This is a genomic window from Shewanella morhuae, from assembly GCF_900156405.1.
GTDB lineage: Bacteria > Pseudomonadota > Gammaproteobacteria > Enterobacterales > Shewanellaceae > Shewanella > Shewanella morhuae.
In genome coordinates this window covers 36,271-56,722 of sequence record NZ_FTNN01000012.1, presented here as the reverse complement: position 1 = coordinate 56,722, position 20,452 = coordinate 36,271, and the positions used below count along the sequence as shown (strand labels likewise).

18 protein-coding genes are annotated in these 20,452 nt (G+C 48.5%); all 18 read left to right on the top strand.

The features are described from left to right. Window position 1 precedes the first annotated feature (1 nt). The 18 genes from BW947_RS13925 to BW947_RS13840 all read left to right on the top strand — a co-directional run bounded on the left by BW947_RS13925 (window position 2) and on the right by BW947_RS13840 (window position 20,452). Entirely contained in the window at window positions 2-571 is a 570-nt protein-coding gene (locus BW947_RS13925) for a DUF3486 family protein (protein WP_006087223.1), read from the top strand. Next, a complete protein-coding gene (locus tag BW947_RS13920; protein ID WP_076500540.1) occupies window positions 571-2,211 on the top strand; it encodes a hypothetical protein in 1,641 nt (546 codons plus the stop codon). Before BW947_RS13925 ends, BW947_RS13920 begins: the two co-directional genes overlap by 1 nt. After that, window positions 2,211-3,797 (top strand): DUF935 domain-containing protein, encoded by a 1,587-nt coding sequence (locus tag BW947_RS13915; RefSeq protein WP_076500537.1) that lies wholly within the window; start codon window positions 2,211-2,213, stop codon window positions 3,795-3,797. The genes BW947_RS13920 and BW947_RS13915 overlap by 1 nt, the downstream gene beginning before the upstream one ends. Then, window positions 3,790-5,091: a phage head morphogenesis protein gene (locus BW947_RS13910; protein WP_076500535.1), complete on the top strand. Its 1,302-nt coding sequence runs from the start codon at window positions 3,790-3,792 to the stop codon at window positions 5,089-5,091. The genes BW947_RS13915 and BW947_RS13910 overlap by 8 nt, the downstream gene beginning before the upstream one ends. A gap of 4 nt (window positions 5,092-5,095) precedes the next feature. Beyond that, on the top strand, window positions 5,096-5,548 hold the full coding sequence (locus tag BW947_RS13905; RefSeq protein ID WP_076500532.1) for a phage virion morphogenesis protein: 453 nt from the start codon (window positions 5,096-5,098) through the stop codon (window positions 5,546-5,548). 259 nt (window positions 5,549-5,807) lie between these two features. Continuing rightward, window positions 5,808-6,995, top strand: a complete 1,188-nt coding sequence (locus BW947_RS13900) for an ATP-binding protein (RefSeq protein ID WP_076500530.1) — start codon at window positions 5,808-5,810, stop codon at window positions 6,993-6,995. After that, entirely contained in the window at window positions 6,995-7,903 is a 909-nt protein-coding gene (locus BW947_RS13895) for a DUF4435 domain-containing protein (protein WP_076500527.1), read from the top strand. The genes BW947_RS13900 and BW947_RS13895 overlap by 1 nt, the downstream gene beginning before the upstream one ends. Window positions 7,904-7,982: 79 nt before the next feature. Then, window positions 7,983-9,140, top strand: a complete 1,158-nt coding sequence (locus tag BW947_RS13890) for a phage protease (protein WP_076500525.1) — start codon at window positions 7,983-7,985, stop codon at window positions 9,138-9,140. Then, window positions 9,140-10,060: a Mu-like prophage major head subunit gpT family protein gene (locus tag BW947_RS13885; RefSeq protein WP_076500522.1), complete on the top strand. Its 921-nt coding sequence runs from the start codon at window positions 9,140-9,142 to the stop codon at window positions 10,058-10,060. The genes BW947_RS13890 and BW947_RS13885 overlap by 1 nt, the downstream gene beginning before the upstream one ends. Before the next feature lie 82 nt (window positions 10,061-10,142). Then, window positions 10,143-10,640 (top strand): HI1506-related protein, encoded by a 498-nt coding sequence (locus tag BW947_RS13880; protein ID WP_076500520.1) that lies wholly within the window; start codon window positions 10,143-10,145, stop codon window positions 10,638-10,640. A 2-nt stretch (window positions 10,641-10,642) separates the two neighbouring features. Continuing rightward, complete coding sequence (locus tag BW947_RS13875; RefSeq protein ID WP_083948212.1) at window positions 10,643-11,083, top strand: gp436 family protein; 441 nt, start codon at window positions 10,643-10,645, stop codon at window positions 11,081-11,083. After that, window positions 11,083-11,523 carry a phage tail terminator protein gene (locus BW947_RS13870; protein WP_076500518.1) on the top strand — a complete coding sequence of 147 codons (441 nt, stop codon included), beginning with the start codon at window positions 11,083-11,085 and terminating at the stop codon, window positions 11,521-11,523. Before BW947_RS13875 ends, BW947_RS13870 begins: the two co-directional genes overlap by 1 nt. A gap of 20 nt (window positions 11,524-11,543) precedes the next feature. Beyond that, window positions 11,544-12,290 carry a phage tail tube protein gene (locus BW947_RS13865; protein ID WP_076500516.1) on the top strand — a complete coding sequence of 249 codons (747 nt, stop codon included), beginning with the start codon at window positions 11,544-11,546 and terminating at the stop codon, window positions 12,288-12,290. A gap of 119 nt (window positions 12,291-12,409) precedes the next feature. Next, entirely contained in the window at window positions 12,410-16,336 is a 3,927-nt protein-coding gene (locus BW947_RS13860) for a tape measure protein (protein ID WP_076500514.1), read from the top strand. After that, the gene (locus BW947_RS13855) at window positions 16,333-16,698 is read left to right on the top strand and encodes a hypothetical protein (RefSeq protein WP_076500512.1); all 366 of its coding nucleotides are present in this window, start codon (window positions 16,333-16,335) and stop codon (window positions 16,696-16,698) included. Before BW947_RS13860 ends, BW947_RS13855 begins: the two co-directional genes overlap by 4 nt. Window positions 16,699-16,710: 12 nt before the next feature. Continuing rightward, window positions 16,711-19,185 (top strand): hypothetical protein, encoded by a 2,475-nt coding sequence (locus BW947_RS13850; protein ID WP_076500510.1) that lies wholly within the window; start codon window positions 16,711-16,713, stop codon window positions 19,183-19,185. 11 nt (window positions 19,186-19,196) lie between these two features. Then, window positions 19,197-20,150: a hypothetical protein gene (locus tag BW947_RS13845; RefSeq protein ID WP_076500508.1), complete on the top strand. Its 954-nt coding sequence runs from the start codon at window positions 19,197-19,199 to the stop codon at window positions 20,148-20,150. 68 nt (window positions 20,151-20,218) lie between these two features. Beyond that, complete coding sequence (locus BW947_RS13840) at window positions 20,219-20,452, top strand: hypothetical protein (protein WP_143562255.1); 234 nt, start codon at window positions 20,219-20,221, stop codon at window positions 20,450-20,452.

Here is a 20,452-nt window from a genome sequence, read left to right as displayed (position 1 = left end):
CATGGCGAGTGAAACCCGAGGCCGACGCTCTAAAGTGGATTTACTGCCCGATCCTATCCGCAAAAAGCTCGATGCGGGGCTGCGTAATGGTTCGATTCAGCAGATTGATTTGCTCGATGAAATCAATGCGCTGATTAAAGCCGCAGGGCTACCAGAAGAACAGCAGCTTTCCCGCGCAGGCATCAACCGTTACGCCACTAAGATGGAGGCCGTAGGTAAATCCCTACGCGAAATGCGTGAGATCACCCAAGTGTGGACGGCAGAACTGGGCGATAAACCGACGGGAGAAGTCACTAAACTCATCCTCGAAATGGCGCGTTCGCAGCTGTTTAAAGCCCTATTAAACCAAGATGAAACGGGCGAAGGTGCCGACGTTGGCATGATTAAAGATGCCATGTTAGCAGTGCAGCGTTTGGAGTCTGCTGCCATGGCCAGCCATAAGCGCGAGAAAGAGATCCGCACCGCATTCGCGGCCGAAGCGGCTAATGCTGCCGAGAAGGTCGCGAAAACCGCAGGCTTAACCAGTGATGCCGTGGCCTTGCTTAAGCGCGAAATACTGGGGATTGCCTGATGACCATTAAGAAAAAGGTGTTAGCAGCCGCGACTGCGGTAGCACTAGCCATCACGCCAACGGCAAGCAGCTTTGATCCCACGTACGAGGCAGGTTTCCTAAGTCGCTTTGATCCTAAAGAAGTGCTGCTAGGCTATCAAAAGCGCTGGATTGCTGACGAGTCGCCACTCAAGATTGCCGAAAAGTCGCGCCGAACTGGACTCACTTGGGCTGAGGCTGCAGATGCTTCTCTTACCGCAGGAGCTGCCCGTGGCCAAGGGGGGACTAACCATTTTTATGTGGGCAGTAACAAGGAGATGGCACGGGAATTTATCGACGCTGCGGCCATGTGGGCCAAAGTATTTGATAAGGCCGCAGGTGAAATCCAAGAAGAAGTGTTTGTTGATGAAGGCCAAGACGGTAAAGAGATCCTGACCTTTGCCATTTACTTTGCCTCAGGTTTTAAGGTGCAGGCGCTATCGAGTAATCCCTCGAACCTACGCGGTATGCAAGGCAATGTGACCATTGATGAGGTCGCGTTTCACGAACGCTTGGCCGAAGTGCTAAAAGCGGCATTGGCGCTGACCATGTGGGGCGCGAAGGTACGCTTGATCTCCACCCATAATGGCATTGATAACCAGTTCAATGAGCTGATTAATGATTCCCGTGCGGGTAAAAAAGATTACTCCATTCACCGTGTCACCTTAGATGATGCCTGTAATGAGGGGCTGTATAAGCGTATTTGCCAAGTGCGCGGCATCGAATGGAGCCAAGCGGCCGAGGATGACTGGAAAGCGAAATTACTCAAAGCCACAGCCACAGAAGAGGATGCGTTAGAAGAATACTTCTGCGTGCCTAAATCGGGCGGTGGTGCCTATCTTAACCGCGCGTTAATCGAAGCACGCATGGCGAGCATCGCTGATAGCGGCCCCGTTGTTCGCCTTAAAAAAGACGATGCTTTTGGACAATGGCCAGAGGGTTTACGGGCAGCGGAGATCCTTAAGTGGTGTGAGGATGAACTAAAGCCGGTTCTCGATAGCTTAGACCCTGCACGCCCCCATTGCTTTGGTGAAGACTTTGCCCGTAGTGGTGACTTAACTGTGATTGACGTGGGTGAAATCGCCCAAGATCTCCACATTAAAACCAAGTTACAGGTCGAGCTAAAAAACATTCCCTTTCGCCAACAAGAGCAGATCCTGTTTTACATTGTGGACCGCTTGCCACGGCTGAGGGGCGGCGCGATGGATGCGCGCGGTAATGGCCAAGCCTTAGCCGAATACGCCCAGGATAAATACGGTAGTGAAGTGATCGCCTGCGTGATGCTGTCTGAGTCCTTTTACCGCGAGCAAATGCCACGTTTTAAAAGTCACTTTGAAGACGGGCTTATCACTATTCCAAGGGATGACGACACCAGTACTGACCTAAGGGCCTTGAGCATTAACCGTCGAGGTACACCATGCCTTGGCGATGTACGTACAGGCCAAGAAAAAGAACGCCATGGTGATGCCGCGATCAGCCTGTTCTTGATGGTATACGCCTCCACCTTAGACGGTGCCCCCATAGAGTTCACCCCCATTCCTAGAAGTGATCACCGTAATCCGAATGCCCATGCAAGTGCCCATGAGGATGATGATCATCAAACGCAGCGAGGTTGCTGGTAATGCAAGAAAAAACAACTGAATCACGTATTTTGGACGCCAGTGGTCGGCCGTTTAATCAGCGTGAAGCCAAAGCACTGCAGACCGACGATGTGCGTTTAATTGGCCTGCAACGTACCTTTAGCCAGCACCCAAGTAGCGGCTTGACGCCCGCCAGTGCGGCCAATATTTTGCAGGCCGCCGAGCAAGGCGATCTCATTGCCCAATGTGAACTCGCCGAAGATATCGAAGAGAAAGACGGCCACCTATATGCCGAGTTAGACAAGCGCAAACGGGCACTGATCGGCGTGGACTATTACTTAGTGCCGCCCCGTAACCCGACGCCACAGGAAAAGGCCGACACTGAATATCTGCAGGAAATGCTCGAAGAAGGAAACTGGATAAAGACGCTCATTAAGTCAATGAGTGATGCCATTCTCAAGGGCTTTAGCATGCACGAGTTAGCCTGGACGCGAGAGCTGGGTGAATGGTTTATTGAAGTGCCAGAGTATCGCGATCCGTCTTGGTTTATGACTCACCCTGAGCGGCGTAACGAACTGCGCTTGCGTGATGCCACGGTCAATGGCGCTGACCTGTGGCCCTTTGGTTGGATCAAACATATTCATCCAGCCAAGTCGGGCTATGTTAGCCGCAGTGGTTTAGTGCGTCAGTTAATCTGGCCCTTTATTTTTAAAAACTACAGTGTGCGCGACTTAGCCGAGTTCCTTGAGATCTACGGTTTGCCGCTGCGTATTGGTCAGTATCCGGCGGGTGCCAGCGATGAGGAAAAGCGCGCCCTGTTAAATGCAGTGATGAGCATTGGCCATAACGCGGGTGGCATTATGCCCAAGGGCATGGTGATGGATTTTGAGAGTGCCGCCACAGGCCAAGCCGATCCCTTTGATTTGATGATTAGCTGGGCTGAAAAGACCATGAGCAAGGTGATTTTAGGCGGCACCTTGACCAGCCAAGCCGACGGTAAAAGCTCAACCAATGCGCTCGGTAACGTGCATAACGAAGTGCGCCAAGAGCTGCGTGATGCTGACCTTACCCTGATTGCCGAAACCTTAACCCGCGACCTAGTGGCCCCTTTATATGCCCTCAACTGCAAGAGTTATCAAAGCCATCGTCGTCATCCACGTTTAGTCTTTGATACCACAGAGGCCGAAGACTTACGGGCCTTAGCGTATCCGCTGCGGGCGTTCGTCAGCATGGGCATGCAGATCCCACAAAACTGGCTGCATGAAAAGACCCGTATCCCTAAGCCCGCTAATGGTGAAGCCGTGCTGGTGATCCAGCAAGAAGACCCCAATGCCAGCGCTGCTAACCAGACGGCATTGGCGGCTTTAGCCGCTCAACCGTCTAGTGCCCCGTTGAGTGAACCGAGCCAAACCGCCTTAGATAAAGCCTTGGATGCACTCACTCAAGGTCAAATGAGCGAAGCCTATATGGCGATGGTAGAGCCATTACTGGCACAACTGCAGAGCGAGCCGGAGCAGCTGCGGGCGCAACTGGAAAAGGACTATCCCGCCATGGATACCGAGCAGCTTACCGAAATGCTCGCGCGGTTAATGTTTGTGGCCGAACTATGGGGCATCGCCAATGCCTAAAACCATTGATTTAAGCATTGCCATTAACCAAGCCCCCGCCGATGCGGTGGCCTATTTTCGTGCCAAAGGCTTTGCCATCAGTGACGATTGGCAAGACGTGTGGACTCGCGCCCACGCCCGAGCCTTTACGGTGGCCAAGGCGGCACAGATGGATGTGCTCACGGCGATCCGTAATGAAGTGGATGCAGCCCTAAGCCAAGGGTTAACCGCTAAGCAGTTTCAGGCAAACCTTAAACCTCAACTCGAAAAGCTCGGATGGTGGGGTAAAAAGGAAGTCGATGGCCGCGAGGTACAGCTGGGGAGTCCCTACCGCTTAAACACTATCTATCGTCAAAACCTGCAAACCGCTTACATGGCTGGGCGCTATCGGCGCATGTTATCGCGCACTAAAACCCACCCCTATTGGCAGTATGTGGCGATAGATGACGGCCAAACTCGGCCAGCCCATGCGCGGCTTAGGGGTAAAGTGTTCCGCTTTGACGATCCAATATGGGACATCATCTATCCTCCCAATGGCTGGGGCTGTCGTTGCCGCGTTCGGGCGCTCACCGAGGCACAAGTGAAGGCGATGGGGATCACTGTGGAAAATGGCGAAGGTTATATCCAGCGCTTTGACACTGAGACAGTCGCGCGCGGAACGGGTGAAGTGTTAACCGTGCCCCATGCGCGTATCGATCTGCCCGATGGCAGCAGTATGAGCCCCGATTTAGGCTGGGCCTATAGTCCAGGCGAAGCCGCCTTTGGTACCGACGTGGCCGTTGCTAAAAAGCTTGGCACTATTCAATCATTAGACACTCGCGCGCAGTTTATTCAAGCACTCAATAATAGCCCACTGCGCCACGCCCAGTTTGCCCAATGGACGGATGAAGTCCTTGCCGCCAATCCAGGGCAGAAACGAAGACCAGGCTTAGGCGTACAGGCTTTAGGTTTTATGACGCCCTCGATTCAAGCTGCAGTGACAGCGCGTTTAGGGCGAGAGCCCAGCGCATTACTTGCGATAAGGGAACGTGAACTGATATCGAAAAGCGCATCGAATAAGTCACTTAGCCGCGAGGCGTTAACCCAATTGCCGCTGATGTTAGCAGAGCCTGAGGCAGTGCTGTGGGACAGCGAAAATCAACACTTGCTGTATGTGTATCCTGCTGCGGGTGAGAGCGATGGCAAAGTGATCATCAATAGCGCATGGCAACTAACGCGCCAACCTAATGAGGGTGAAGTGCAGCTGCTGACGTTATCGCTAGCACAATTACAGCAAGCCCAATACCAAGTGCTTGAAGGTAAGTTAAGAGGGTAGGGACATGAGTAAGATTGATATCACTCTTAGCAATGACACTGTAATGCAGGTGCTGATTAGTTTGATGGATAAGCTCGATGACTTAAGCGAACCCATGAATGATATCGCCGCTGTGCTCGAATCTGCCACCGAATCTGCATTTGAAGCAGAGGCCAATTTCACCACAGGCCAAGCTTGGGCATCCTTAAGTGATACTTACCTTAAGGCTAACCCTAAACGCCAAGGCGGTAAGATACTGCAGGCCAGTGCTGGCGGGCTAGCTGCCAGCGTAGCAGCCGACAGCGGCGACTTTTGGGCGGCCATTGGTAGCAATAAAATCTATGCCGCAATTCACCAATTTGGTGGCACCGACGATATGCCCGCAGGCCCAGCGGGTATACCTGAGCGGCCATACCTAGGTGTAAGCCGTGAGGATGAGCAGTCTATGTTAGGGATCTTGGGGGATTATCTGTTGTAAAAAGGGCTTGAATGGATTTGTCTGCTAACGTCCTCTGACACGATTTAAGCACCTAAGCCTTCAATTTGGTATAACGGTTTATAACAACAGCATTTAAACGCTTCAAAAAGGATTTAAACGGGGTTTAAACTAGGTTATGCTAGTCATAGAACATCATTGATGCCTGAAACGCTTTTTGGGGTAGATTGACTACGCGAACTTACATAACAAAAAGCTTTCAAGTAACTCTAAACATGATTTTAATTTTAGTGAGACAATTTTGAAGAATCTTTTTGAATTAGCATTAATAAAAGAGTTTTCCGTTTTTAACCTTTGGGGAAAAGATGAGATTTCTTTGCAATTTAAAGATAGGGTTACGTTTCTGACTGGTTTGAATGGGTCAGGTAAAAGCTCATTACTGAATGTGATTTTTGACAGTTTAATTTATAGCCCTAAACTTTTTAATAATCCTAGTACCTCTAAGAGTCGATTTTGGTCTTCAGTTGTTAAATTTGATAACTCTGTAGAAATCCAGACAATGATTTTCCCTGAGTTTTCAGGGACAGCTTGGAAGAGTAAAGAGGAGATTAACGAGCTTCTTGTAGGTAAAACTGATTTTGGATTAGATATTGTTAGGCAAATTCAGGAACTATATACGAACAAAATTAGTGATGATGCGGTTACCTACATTAGCCATAAGTCTACTGATTGTGGAGAGGGGTGGGCAAAAAACCTAAAAACAGTTGATGATGCTGATATTCCTGCGATAGATGAAGAGTTTATGGTCCCGCCATTAGGCTTTTTATACCAAGAGGATAGATCTACATTACATAATCTCGACAATTGTAGCTTAGATCGCTCTTCAATTTATTGGGCGGCGTATAACAGTACGATTGATGAACGGTTTGTGTACTGTCGAGATGCGGTAAAAGCTGTTGAGTCGCAAGCTAATAGAGAAATTGTTGAAGCACTCTCAAAAATTAAAGATATGACTTTCACAGAACTTCTTAAATCATCTGCTTACAACATAGCAATGAAGAAGATTGAAGGAATAAATAAAGTAATTGAAAAGTTGAATACTTATTTTTGTGATTCAGGAAAATGTATTACAAGAGATGAGGATGGGAAAGTAACATTAGGAATTATCCCTATTGATGCTAATAAGGTTGATGAATTAAAAGGTGGTTTTTTTGAGGATGTTGATGTTGAGCCAATATCATGGAATCTTCTCTCTCGAGGTGAGAAAACATTAATTTATTTGTTTTTCGCCATTCACAATTATAAAGATAAAGTTAGAGTTTTTTTACTGGATGAGCCTGAAATCTCTTTGCATGTAAAATGGCAAAAATCGCTAATAAGAGACTTGTCAGAAATTGCACCAGATAATCAATTTATCATAGCTACACATTCCCCAAGCCTAGTTATGAATGGCTGGTTACAGAACTGCTTGGAGTTGAATGTAAAATAATGAAAACTGTAAGTAGTGGAATGAGCTTCGGAGTTAGTTCTGAGTATGTCGAAGCAGTAACAAGGCTATTTGATAGTTCACAAGACCCCATCCTTTATGTCGAAGCATGGCAAGATGTTAATTTTTGGCGTGCAAGATTTAGAGCTGAAGATTTAATTGTTGATGCTAAACCTTATGGGCAAGACTCAGACGCAAATGGAAAGCCACATTTAATTAATAATATTGAAAATGGCACTATAAAATTGGGTCCATATTTGATGGTTGCTCTAGATAGTGATTACGATTACCTTTTAGGCTTAAATTTTAATATATATTTATCTGAATTTGTATTTCAAACTTATGCATACTCTATTGAAAATCTTTTATGGCACCCCAATAAGTTAGTCGAACTTTGTGGGAAAAGTTCAAACTGTCAGGATATACCACCAAATATTCCTGATGTAATTAAGAATTGGTCTAAAGCTATATATCCAGAGTTTGTAAGAATACTAAAAAATGAGCCTGAAAGGCAGGAGCTAATTAGAGCCTTAACAGAGCTGTTGAAACCAGACTTGAAATTTGACTATTCTAATTTAAGCATAGGTACACAAACGGTTGTAGGTTCAGACTTGTTCAATTCGAAGGGACTAACTGAAGAAAATGTTTATCTCTTTGTTAGAGGTCATAATTATGAAACCGCAGCGAAAAAATTATGTGATCAAATTCTTGAAGATGTTTTTTTGGAAATAAAGCGTAAATTAACATCTCAATATGGAGCTAATGCAGGCGAAAAAATTAAAGAATATAGAAATTCTAGGAAAAAAATAACAGATTTTATAATTTTTGAAGATATTGAATGTCCTGTTTGTACTCCTCTGATAAAGAGAGATATTCAATTGTTAAAGAACAATTATTATAAAACTAATTAATCCCGAAACCTTTCCAATCCGCTAACCTGCTTCACTCGATCATGATGGGCACTCCAATGTTATTGAGAGTGCCTTTTTTATGTCTGCAACCACCACCGCTTTGGGCTTTGCCGCCTTAAGCAGCCAGTTAAACGTCAATCCAGAAGCCGTCTTTGTGGTGGGTGAAGATGGCTACATTCAGGCGCTGCCTGATGGCCACTTTGCTGCCGTAGATGGTCGCCCTGATGATGTAGCGGGTGGCAAGTGGTTGATGGATAGCGTTGCGTTCGCGGCCCTGCAAGCAAATACCCCCCATAAAGCCGGTGATCTGGTTATTGACTACGAACACCAAACCTTGAACAAAGAAGTCAACGGCCAACCTGCACCCGCTGCGGGTTGGTTCAACATCGATGACGTGCAATATCGACAAGGGCAGGGCTTGTTCATTAAGCCGCGCTTTACCGATAACGCCATCGCTTACCTCACCGCCAAAGAATACAAGTACTTCAGCCTAGTGTTCGGTTACGACACCAGCACTGGCCGCCCGCAATTTATCCACTCAGCCGCGTTAACTAACCGCCCTGGTGTCGATGGCATGTTGCCACTCGCATCGTTGGCTGCACTGGCTGCTCTTAATACAAGCCTCAATCCACACGAACTTATCCAATCTACCGACACGGAGGAACTCCATGTGAACCCATTACTGAGAAAAATCTTAGCCGCCTTGGGCGTTGAAATTCCCGATGACGTGACAGCTTTAACCGCTGAGCAAGAGGTCGCGGCGCTATCTGCACTAAATACGCTAACCACGGCAGCAAATAGCGTGGATGGCTTAAAGCAACAGCTTACCGCGCTGAGTGCTACATCACCCTCGGTTGATCTAAGCCAGTACGTTCCAGCGGCAACTGTCGCTGCCCTGCGCGCGCAACTTGTTGCACTCACTGCTGAAAACGGCGTGCTTACCGTTGAGCAAACCGTGAAGGCGGCGATAGATGAAGGCAAAGCCTTTGAGTGTGAACGTGATTACCTAACCAAGTTAGGCCAGCAATCCATGGCAGCGCTGACTGCCAACTTGGGTGAGCGTGTGGCTATTGCCGCATTAACGGCCAAGCAAACCACCACAGTTCCCGATCCTATCAAGGACAAGGACACCAAACTCGCGGCACTGACTGCCGACCAAATCAAAATGGCCGATTCTTGGGGCATGTCACAAGCTGACTTTGCTAAAGCTATCGCCGCTGATCAGGAGCAAAAATAATGGCTGCTATTAACGCCCCAGTATTACAAGCCCTGCGCACTATGGTGCGTAGCGAGTTTCAAAATGCTTTAGCTAAGACTGAGCCACTGTATTTAAAAATTGCCTCAGTCGTGCCAAGCAACACTAAGTCCAATACCTACGGCTGGTTAGGCTCAATGCCGACCATGCGCGAATGGATTGGTGCGCGGGTGATCAACTCCATCAAAGAGCATGGTTATTCAATCACTAACCGTACCTTTGAAACCACCATAGGTATTAGTCGTGATGATGTGGAAGATGACACTTTAGGGATTTACAAACCTATGGTGCAGGCATTGGCGCAGGAAGGTGAAGAGTTTCCCGACGACTTGGTGTTCGAGCTATTAGCCGAAGGCTTTGGCACTTTGTGTTATGACGGGCAGAACTTTTTTGACACTGACCATCCCGTTAACGAGAAGCACGATGGTACGGGGGCTGACGTATCGGTGGCCAATATGGTGGTTGATGGCGCTTATTCAGGGGAACCTTGGTTTTTGCTCGATACCACGCGCCCATTAAAGCCACTCATCTTTCAAGAGCGTCGCAAGCTGGATTTAAACACCCTGTTTAATCCAACCGATCCTGCAGTTTGGACCAATAACGAGTTCCAGTTCGGCACCGATATGCGCTGTGAGGCGGGCTTTGGCTTCTGGCAAATGGCCTTCGCCAACAAGCGTACTCTCAATGCCACCAACCTATGGAGCGCTTACAAAGCCATGCAAGCTTTTACCAGCGATGGCGGTAAGAAGCTCAAGATACGCCCCAATTTGTTGGTGATCCCATCTTCTCTTGAAGACGTCGCACTCAAGTTAATGACCCGTGAGCGCATTGATGAAGGTGGCGTGACCGTGGATAACGAACTGAAAGGCAAGTTCGAGATCCTTGTGGTGCCACAGCTTTAGGTGTTCACCCCTTAAGTTTGAGTAGCGAATCGCAGGCAAAAGGATGCGCCTGCACCCCAACATCGAGTGAGGTAACAATGAAATGGCGAATCCTTCTAAGAACATTCAAGTCCTGTTGGTTATCTGTCTTGCGCACACTGGCTACCGCCGTGCGGGCATGGCGCTTACCAAAGGCGAAAACCTTATACCGTTGGCCGAGTTGTCGGATGAGCAAGTCGCAGCGTTTGAAGCTGACCAGCGCCTTAAGGTATCCGTGCGTGATATGGCACCAGCGTCGGGGAGTGTGGACATTCCAGACGGTGATCAGACATTAGGTACCGATATCACAGGCAAGCTCACTGGCGTGAAAGAGCCTAGCGGTGAAGAGAAAGTATTGGGTGAACTGTCAGTAAAAGAGCTGAAAGAACTGGCAAAAGACTTGGCGATCACGGGTGTTAACTCGATGAATAAAAATGACTTAATTAGTGCTATTCAGGCAGTAAAAGTCACTGTGCCAGGTGAAAACGAAATGGCTACCCAAAGCACTGAAACGAAAGGCACTGAACCATCGGGCACCGTCACCAACGCAGCAGGTGAATAGTCATGGCTCAAGTGATGTACGCCACCCCTGACAACATGCTGAGTCGCTTTGGTGCGCAGGACTTAATGCTGCTCACCGAGCGCGAAGGCAGTGTGCCCGGGGAAATCAATACCGTCGTGCTTGAGCAAGCATTGCGTGATGCTGCGGCTGAGATTGATGGCTATATCGTGGGCCGTTACACCTTGCCGTTAACCACGGTTCCCGCCGTGCTTGAGCGTAACTGCTGCGATATCGCCCGTTACTTCCTGTATGGCGATAAAGCCCCTGAACAAGTCGAGAAACGCTATACCGCTGTGGTGAAGTTTTTAACCGCAGTGAGCAAAGGCGATATCAGTTTGGGGCTAGCTGATACGGGTGAAGTCGCTAGCCAAAGTGAGTTAGTGGTCAGTATCGAAAGTGCAGGTAGCGTGTTTGGCCGTGCATCGTCTAAGGGGTTTATCTGATGTTTGAAATTAAAGATAACTACCTTGCTGCAGGTGATGCGCTGACTCAAATACTTGAGCCATTAGTGACGAGCCAGAAGCTGAAAAAGGTCTATCAAGCCAATGAGCTAAGCGAAGTGGATGAGCGCAGCCAAATCACCCCCGCCGCCCATGTGCTGTATATGGGCGATATGCTGGCGGATACCGCGCAAGGCGGCAACACCAGCCAAATTAAGCAGACTTGGCTTGTGGTATTGGCTTGCCGTTTATCTATTCACGAAGGCCACGCAGGTGAGCTATTAGTCAGCCTGTTAAACGCGATTGTGGGTAAGTCCATTGCGGTGGATGGTCAGATGCTTGGCCCCTTTGTGCGCGTTAACAGTCCCGTTAAACCCCGTTTCACTAAAAGCCACGGTTATTACCCCGTGGCGTTAAGTGTGATTTTGAGATTCAAACCTTAACAACCTAAGAGGAACTCACCATGAGTGGATTATTAGTCGCAGGCAACTTCTTTGTTGACCGCTTAAATGCCCAAGGGCAATCAACGGGGATCATTGGTCCCATCAACACCACTAAGCTCGCCATTAAAACCGATGCCGATGAAAAGGTACGTCCAAGTAAAAAGAAAGACAGCTACGGCCAAGCCTTAAGCGTGGTGAAAATTGCAAAACCTGTTGAGGTGGAATGGTCGTTTGACGATCAACCTGCCGAACTGATTGCTATGGCACTGTTGGGTGATACCCAAGTGCTGAACACGGGCAGCGGCAACTTAACCGATGAAGCCGTGACCTTACCAACCAATCAACGTTGGATACAGCTACCTGAAAGTAACTTTGCCGCCCTCGGTTTTGTGGTGAAGAAAGACGCTACCACCTTAGTGCTGGGCACTGACTATGAGGTGAACTATGCCCTAGGGCTAGTACGTGCCGTAAAAGGCGGCGCAATTGAAGCGGGCGGCGCGGTGACGGTGACAGGCCAACATAACGCCATTTCCGGCACGCTAGTTCGTGGTGGCATTAGTGCCCAAACCCGCGCGCGGCTCTTCGGTGAAGGTAAAAACCTCGAAACAGGCAAGCCGATTAAGCTCGAAATTTTCGACGCCAGCTTATCGCCAACAGCGGCGCTCGATTTTGCCGCCAGCGAGTTTGTGAGCGCCACCCTTGCGGGTAAAGCCCAGTTAGTGGCGGGTAAGGATCATCCGTTCGAGTACCTAGAGCTGGATGCATAAGCGGTTTTGCTTAACCCAAGGGCATGGCCGTACTCAATTGCCATGCCCTTTAATCCCCATTTAACCGCCGTTTAAACACCGATTATTTAGATACTAACGAGAGCATTAACGAGATAGCCATGGCTGATAAAACCTTAGAACTCGCCCTGCGGATCGTGGCAGAAGCCACGGGCAAGCAACACATTGCGGCTTTAGTCGATGAGCTTAAGCGCATCGGCACTGAGTCGGATGCGGCGAATCCTAAGACGCAGGCGCTCGCTGATGAACTCGATAGCGTGAGTGATGCCAGCCAAGCGGGTGCGAACCAAGTTGATGAACTCAAAAACAGCCTTGACCCGTTAAGCGACCAGTTAGACCAAGTGGCCCAAAGCGGCCGTAATACCAGCAACCAAGCCGAGCAACTGACTAACGAGCTCAAGCCTTTAGCAACAGGGCTTGATGATGTTGGTGATAGCAGCCAATCGACCAGTCAAAAAGCCAATACCTTAGCCAATAAGCTCGATGAGCTGGCTAACCAGCAAGACCTGATCAACACCTTTAAGCGGTCACGCAATGAGCTTGAACAACAAGAGCTTGCTGTCACTGCTGCCGCCTTAGCACTGCAGGACTTAAAGCAACGTGCCAGCCAAACGGATGCGCCTTTTGTGCAACTGGCACGCTCTATTGATGTGGCAGAAAAAGAGCTGGAGCAAATGCAGCGCGAGTTAGCGCAGCAATCATCCAGCCACACTAAGCTGCAAAATGCCCTGTCGAAATCGGGCATTGATTACAACAACCTGACCACAGCGCAGCGCAAGTTAAGCGCCGAATTTGACGGCACTGGCCGCAATGTCGATAAGTTTGCTAATCAGTTAGATAAGGGCAATGCCAGCGCCCGTGATCATGCCAGTTCCTTGCGTGGTGTGATCGGCCAAGTGACCGCCTTAGCAGGGGCTTACTTGGGCTTTGACCGCGTGGCCCAAGCGGTGAAGGATGTCTTTGCCACGGGCGATCAATTTGAACGTCTTGGCGTGCAAATGAATGCCGTGATGGGCGGTTTTGAATCCGGTAAACAAGCGACCGCTTGGGTAAAGCAATTCGCCATCGATGTGCCGCTGCAACTGAACGAAGTTAACCAAGCGTTTGTGAAGGCCAAAGCCTTTGGCCTTGATCCTATGAACGGCACCATGAAGGCAATTGTGGATCAAGCCTTTAAACTCGGTGGCGGTTTTCAAGAGGTCGAGGGGATCACCTTGGCACTCGGCCAAGCCTGGGCAAAACAAAAGCTACAGGGCGAAGAGATCCTGCAGTTGATTGAGCGCGGCGTGCCCGTATGGGACATGCTGGCTAAGGTCACGGGAAAGAACACCACCGAACTGCAAAAACTCAGTGAGCAAGGCAAGCTTGGCCGCGATGTGATCCAAGGTTTGATTGATGAAATGGGCCGAGCCGCCAATGGCAGCGCAGCGGCGCAGATGGCTTTGCTCAGTGGCCAAGTATCAAACCTCAAAGACAACCTTTCATCCTTCTATGATCTCGTGGCTCAGTCCGGTGCACTTGATTGGCTCAAGGGCCAGATCAGTGAGTTGAATCTTGAGTTTGCCGCCATGGCCGCCGATGGCCGTTTAAAGGAATGGGCGCAGCAAGTCAGCGACACGATCGTGAGCATTGGCTCAGCGGTGCAAGATGGCGCGGCTATGCTGTACCACTTCCGTGATGAAATTGGTTTTGTGGCTAAGGCATTTATAGCGTTAAAAGTCGGTAGCTATTTTAGTGATGTGATCACCGGAGCCAATGCCGCCATCGGCGTGATGCGCCTTTACACTGGCTCGATTATGGGTACCACAGTGGCGAGTGAGGGCGCGACTTTAGCCGCAGGCAAGCTCAAAGGTGCCTTGGCTGTTGCAGCTAAAGCGGGTTTGTACTTAGCGTTAATCAGTGAACTCATCGAAGTTGCTCGGGTATACCAAGAGTTATTGATCGCCGAAGAAGCACTGGAAAAATCTAAACGCGCTGCGGCGTCTAGCGCGAAACAGTTGGAGTATTCACTTAAGGATCTCAGTGAGCAAACGGGCGTAGCCTTTACCACTATGGCCGAGTTCAACAAGGCGGTGGATGACGGCAAGCTGATTTATGATGATGCCAGCGGTAAATGGAAGAACGCCGCCAAAGCGATGGATGAAGTCAAACAGGCTGCCGTTGATGTGGTTGAGCCGATTAAACTGACGGTTGAAGAAGCGCTGCGACTAACTTTTACCTTAAGCGAACAAACTAAAACGCTCGATGGTGTTAAAGGTGGGATGGGCGGTTTCATTCGTCAAATTGATGCAGCCTTAGCACCATTAAAAGCTGCAGGGGAACAATACGAAGGTCACGTTAAGTTACTGACAGTATTACGCACTAAATTTGAAGAACAACAAACCTATCTTGATGCCGCGGCTCAAGGCACTGTGGCATTGGAACAAGCCTATAAAGACTTAGGGCTGACCAGTAGCGCAGCCCTAGAACAGGTCAATACTAAGGCCGAAGCAGCCTTTAATCTGATTAAAAATAACCGTGAACCTATTGAGCAACAAAAGGATGCTTTTTTAGCGTGGGCGAAAGCGGCATTAACCGCCGCCGAAGCGACGGGATCTACGGTACCCGAAACGTTAAAAGCTCAAGCAGCAAGCCTTGGGCTGACGAAAGATTTGAGTGAGCTAACTGCGAAACAGTACGGTTATACCGATAGCGTAAAAGAACTCTCACCCGAACAGGCCAAGTTAAGCCGTGCTGTTACAGAAACCGAGACTCGCTTAAAGCAGTGCCGAGATGTGATGAACAGCTCGACGGTATCGAGTAAAGCCAAAGCAAAAGCCCAACAAGACTTGATTAGTTTACAAGGCAAGTTGAGTGACCAAACTAAGCAGCTCAGTGAGGTTCAAGCGCTCGAAGCAGCGAATTATGAACAGATAAAAAGTAAGTATGCCGCTGTATCTGACGAGATGTTAAGGCTCGAACAAGCCTATAAAGACGGCGGCATCACAGCGGAAGAATACTTGCGACAAAAAGAACGCTTAGTCGAAGTGCTCAGAATATTGCAACGCTTAATGGGCGGCTTGGAAGATGGCGAGCAAGAGACTGATGAACAGGTAAAAAAGACCACCAAAACTTTAATCGAACAACGTGAAGAACTTGAGGCTCTGGAGAAAACGACAGGCCGAGCCACTGAGTATGTAAACCTATTTGCGGGTGCTTACGCTCATTTAAATAAGCAATTTAGTTTTAGTGAAGATACCACCGAAAAACTTAATGCCCGTGTCGATCAATTGACCAAAAGCATCATGAACAATATGCGGGTGAATACCGGCTTTTGGGGTGTACTTGCACAGCTCAGCAACCAAGCCTTTATCCGCGAAAAGCAGATCATCAATGAAACTCTACTGACCCGTAAATGGACTGAAGAACTCGAAAGCTCCAGCATTAGCCTCGATCGCGTTAATCAAATTAGCCGCGAGGCAAAGTGGAATATACGCGAGCTAGGCGACGAAGATCTTAAGCCACTGCAAGCGGCCATTGATGCTACCCGCGATCGTATTCTCGGCCTGCGTGACGATATCAACGCGACATTGGGCAGTCTCAAAGATGAGATAGATCAGCTCAACAATAACCAAGCCGCTATCGAGAAGCGCCGCTATGAGCAGCAACAGGCTGAGCTTAAGGCGCTGCTCGATGCTGCCCGCGCGGCCCAGGATAAAGAGTCCATCGCCAGTGCGGCAGAAGCCCTGCAACTGAGTCAGCAAATCTACGCTACCAAACTAAAACAAATCGAGGCCGAGGCGGCAGAACGTAACGCACAGGCGATCGAGCGTGCATCAAGCAGTGCAAGCACCGCGACGAATTCCACTCGCAGTCCCTCAAGCCAAACCACTTCGCCATCGGTGAGCTATCAGAACACAGGCGGCAGTGTACAAATTTATCGGTTAGAGCTGGCAATGCCGTCGGGCAATGTGGTGAAAGCCGATTTGCTTGATGAGTTTAAGCAGCTGTTTTTGCGCGAACTAGAACAGATTAAGGCCACCTCATGATCACCTTAGACACGCTTCAATTACCGTATTTTATTTGGCTTAACCGCTTTGGTTATACGCCCTTTGTGAGCAGCACTGAGTTTGCGCTCGATGGCTCGCAGCATGTTGAAGTGGCCGCCAAACAAGCGGGCCGCCCTGTGGTGTTATTCAGCGATGCAGAAGCCTTATCTGTGTTTAACGCCCTTGAGGCCCACGCCAATTCAAAGGGCGCGAACAGCTTTAACCTGGATATCAATGGCACTGTATTAACTGTGATGTGGGACTACAGAGAACAGCCCATTAGCGGCACGCCAGCGATCAATTACAGCGATACCGACCCCGACGAAATCGAGGCTATAACCTTGAAGTTAATCACTGTTTAAAGGCCGTTTAATATGACAATTTCCCGTGTAGATTTAAAAGTATTTAAGCCTGAGTTACTGGGTTCAAGTAATGAGGCTGGCGGCCAACGGACTAAGAACGCTGTGCAGTCAGGTCAGCTTAATGAGCTATTTTCAGCGATATCCGATATCGACCATGCCCAATCCAGTATCGACATTGTAAAAGCGTTCCCTGCGCTCGATACGCCAGACACCAGTACTTTGATTGATGCCCATGTGTTTATCAGTGAGCCACCCATAGACCCATTAGTTAACGTATTCATGATCGAGTCTGCCGCGCTGGATGATGAGTCTCGCATGACAGATATGAAAGAGATCATTGAGTCGTCAGTCACTGCAGGGGAATTAATCCGTGAAGGTGGTCCCGGTTTCCTTGTGAACCAAAACTCGTTTTCCTCAGATTACCTGCAGTCGTCCTATCGCTTTAATGACCGAGACTATTGGAAAACCACTTATTTGCAGGTTGGCCAAGTGATCTGTATTACCGTGGAATATCCTGGCATTGAAAACGTGGCATGGCCACGCAAAACCCATTTTTGCAAAGTCACTCGTACCAGCATAGTGAACGGTGCAGTGGGTACCGTAGTATTCGACCCGCCGATCCCTTTTGCGACACCAGAACCAGGTTTGCAAATCAATGGCCAGAGTAAGTGCACTCGCTTGCGATTATCTAACACTGCATCCCCATTAAAATTCCACGGGGTAACGAAGCTGACTGCCGCAGCCAGCGGGGTAAGCTTAGCTGTGGCGGCAACTCAATTGTCGTTACTGCCTGCGATCACCACCTTAGCGCCAAAGCCAGGTAACACCATCACGGGTGGCAGTGATAACGGCGATGCCACTGTTAGCCAAGTGATCCGCAAAGTAATTAGTCAGCCAAGTGCCCAAGGGACGTACAGCTATACCTTCACCACAGCGGATTTACTTATAGACACTGATGTTGTCACTGCAGTCTCTACCGATCCTTATGGCGTTTTCGGTGGGAGTAATTCATTAGTTCAGTCGATTACTGTTGGAACGGGTAACGTGACCGTTACGCTGCGGCCTGATGTGCACTTTTTCTATAACCCCACAGTCTCGCTCTATTATGTTTCTGCGTATAAATACAGCATTTACTCAAGCGTTAATGCATTCCCAGCGAATAAGCAGCTAACGGTCGGCAGTATCAAAGGCCGTGCGGTGTTTGCTGATAGTAACTATGTGCCTCAGGACGTATTTGAAAATGTGAATAGCGGTATCGGTAAGTTGTATGACACCACTGAGTTGCTGGCGACCATTGATTATTTTACTGGGGTGGTGACTAAGCAAACGGTAAGCCGTGGTGATTTTACACTGACCTATTCAGGTTTAGTTGAATCAACCACTGCAGCGGCAGCAGGCGATACTACGGCTAAATTTGCCCTGAGTGTGGCTAATCCATTGTTAGAGAGCTTTTACGTGCAGGTTGAACGGATATCCGACCACGCCATTATCAGCGCCTCATCTGACAACCAAGGGGTGATAACTGGCAGTGGTATTAGCGGCACTATCGTAGATGGTTTGGTTGAACTGTTATTTACCAATCCGGTTGATTTAACCACGCTGCGCTATGACATTACCGACCAATTGCGCCAGCTACCCCCCGCCGAGATTTACGGGCTCAATCCACTGCGTATTCCCAATGACGGCATTGTTGATATGTTCAGACGCTGGGGCACTGTCGCGCTTTCTCATACCCAAGTGCAGCAAGTCACAGGCTCTGTCGGCAATGTGTTTACGATTCGTGAAAATGCCCAGTTTGTGGATATTACCGATGCCAATGGCGCAAGCCTATGGACCCCTAATAATGACCATTTTACCGTAAACAAGGTGGCAGGAACGGTCACTATTAACAGTGATTTTACCGGATTTTCCGCCCCGTTTGTGCTGAGCGATACCATTATGGAACTCGGTCTAGTGTCATCGTTTTCAGGCAATAGCGTTGTGCTGGCCAAGCCCTTAGCCCGTGAATATCCAGCAGGTACCACATTAGCCAGTGTGCAAATCCTTGGTGACCTGCAGGCGCGTGTTGGCAGAGTGCGGGATATGACGGCATGGGCCAACAATTGGGACCTTGATGGCGACCCAGCTACGGGCAACGTGAATGCGGTTGACTATCCGTTTGAAGTCAAAAACACCACTGCAGTGAATGAAGATTGGGTATTGATTATGACCTCAGCCACCGCATTTCGCTGTGTTGGCCGCCGTCTTGGTCAAATCGCAGCAGGTGACATACTCAATGATTTTGCGCCCATTAACCCACTGACAAATGCCCCTTACTTCATCATTCGCTCAGGTGCATGGGGTGGCGGTTGGCAGCAAGGCGAAGCGATTCGTTTCGTCACGTTCGCGGCCTCAAATCCGATAATGCTGCTGCGTAATGTGCAGGTCGGTCACAGTCAAATCACTACAGATAAAGCCGTATTGTCATTTTTCGGCAACGAGTCATAGGAGTAATTGCAATGGGATTAGCAGTAAAAGTTTATCGTTGGGATGATGCGTGTGCACCGCAGTTAGGTGCAAACCCAACCCCGAGTGAAATTATCGCAGTATTAAAAGCCTGTTTAGTTACAGGTTACGGTGCAAAGGCTGGTTTAGGCTGGTCTGTTGCATTTGAAGATGCAGGAACGAGCAAGATTGCATTTCGCAATTCTACCACAGAGGGTAGTGGTGGTTTTGTGCAGTTCTGGTCTACAACAGGGGGGAACACCGCCAATACGATGCTGTATGTTCGTGCAGCCTCTGCAATGTCGGCACTGGATAACTTCACACACTCTAGCTACAGGTTTGTGCATTACAACTCATCGGCTCATAGCCAGTGGGTTGTAATTGGTACATCAGCGGGAGTTTATATTTTACCTAGATTTGAAAGTACTAATACAAATTACTTAAACTCATCGCAATACGAAGTGGTTTATTTCGTTGGTGATATTGATAGTAATTATCCAAATGATGTGACTAGATTTACCATTTGTGCACCTAATTTTACAGCTGATATGTCCGCAGTTAACTATTCGCATTCAGTCGCAATTAGCTCAAATACCGGCACAGGTAGAATGTATGGTGTTGATGGTAATTCCCTTGCAATTCCTCATACCATTAATGTTCAAGCCCTATCAATTCAAATCCCTAATTCGAATTACACACTGGAATCTCAAGGTATAAATCCTGTATTACTTCCAGCGATGATTGTCATGTCATCACCCAGTACCGCTGTTGATGTGGATGGTCTACTTGCCCTATATAGCAGTAAAAATCCAGCATATAGGGGTACAGTTCCCGGCCTATACGCAATGCCATTCTGTGGGTATGGTAATGCAACTTGGCCCACAGAAAGGGTATTTAACGGTGTTAAATATCAACTGTTACGTGGGTACAATAATTATATGTGGCTCAATATTGAGGAATGGTACTAATGTTTAAAATATTATTCATTAAACCACCACCAATAGGCGTCAGACCATTGGGACTTGTTGAGGTTAACATGGATATTAATGCTGAACGCCTCATGGTTATAAACCGAACCACAGGTGAAATTATCACTAATACCCTGCGTCCATCGTCAGGTATTGCCAAATTGTTAGTGCCTTTTTTATACACCAATTCTAATAAGCTGTTAGTCGGTATACTTGATGATTCTCAGGTATATGACTGTAAGTTTGTAGATGGTGTAATGGCAGAGTTGATTGATGCTAATACTGTCAATATGAGTCAATAG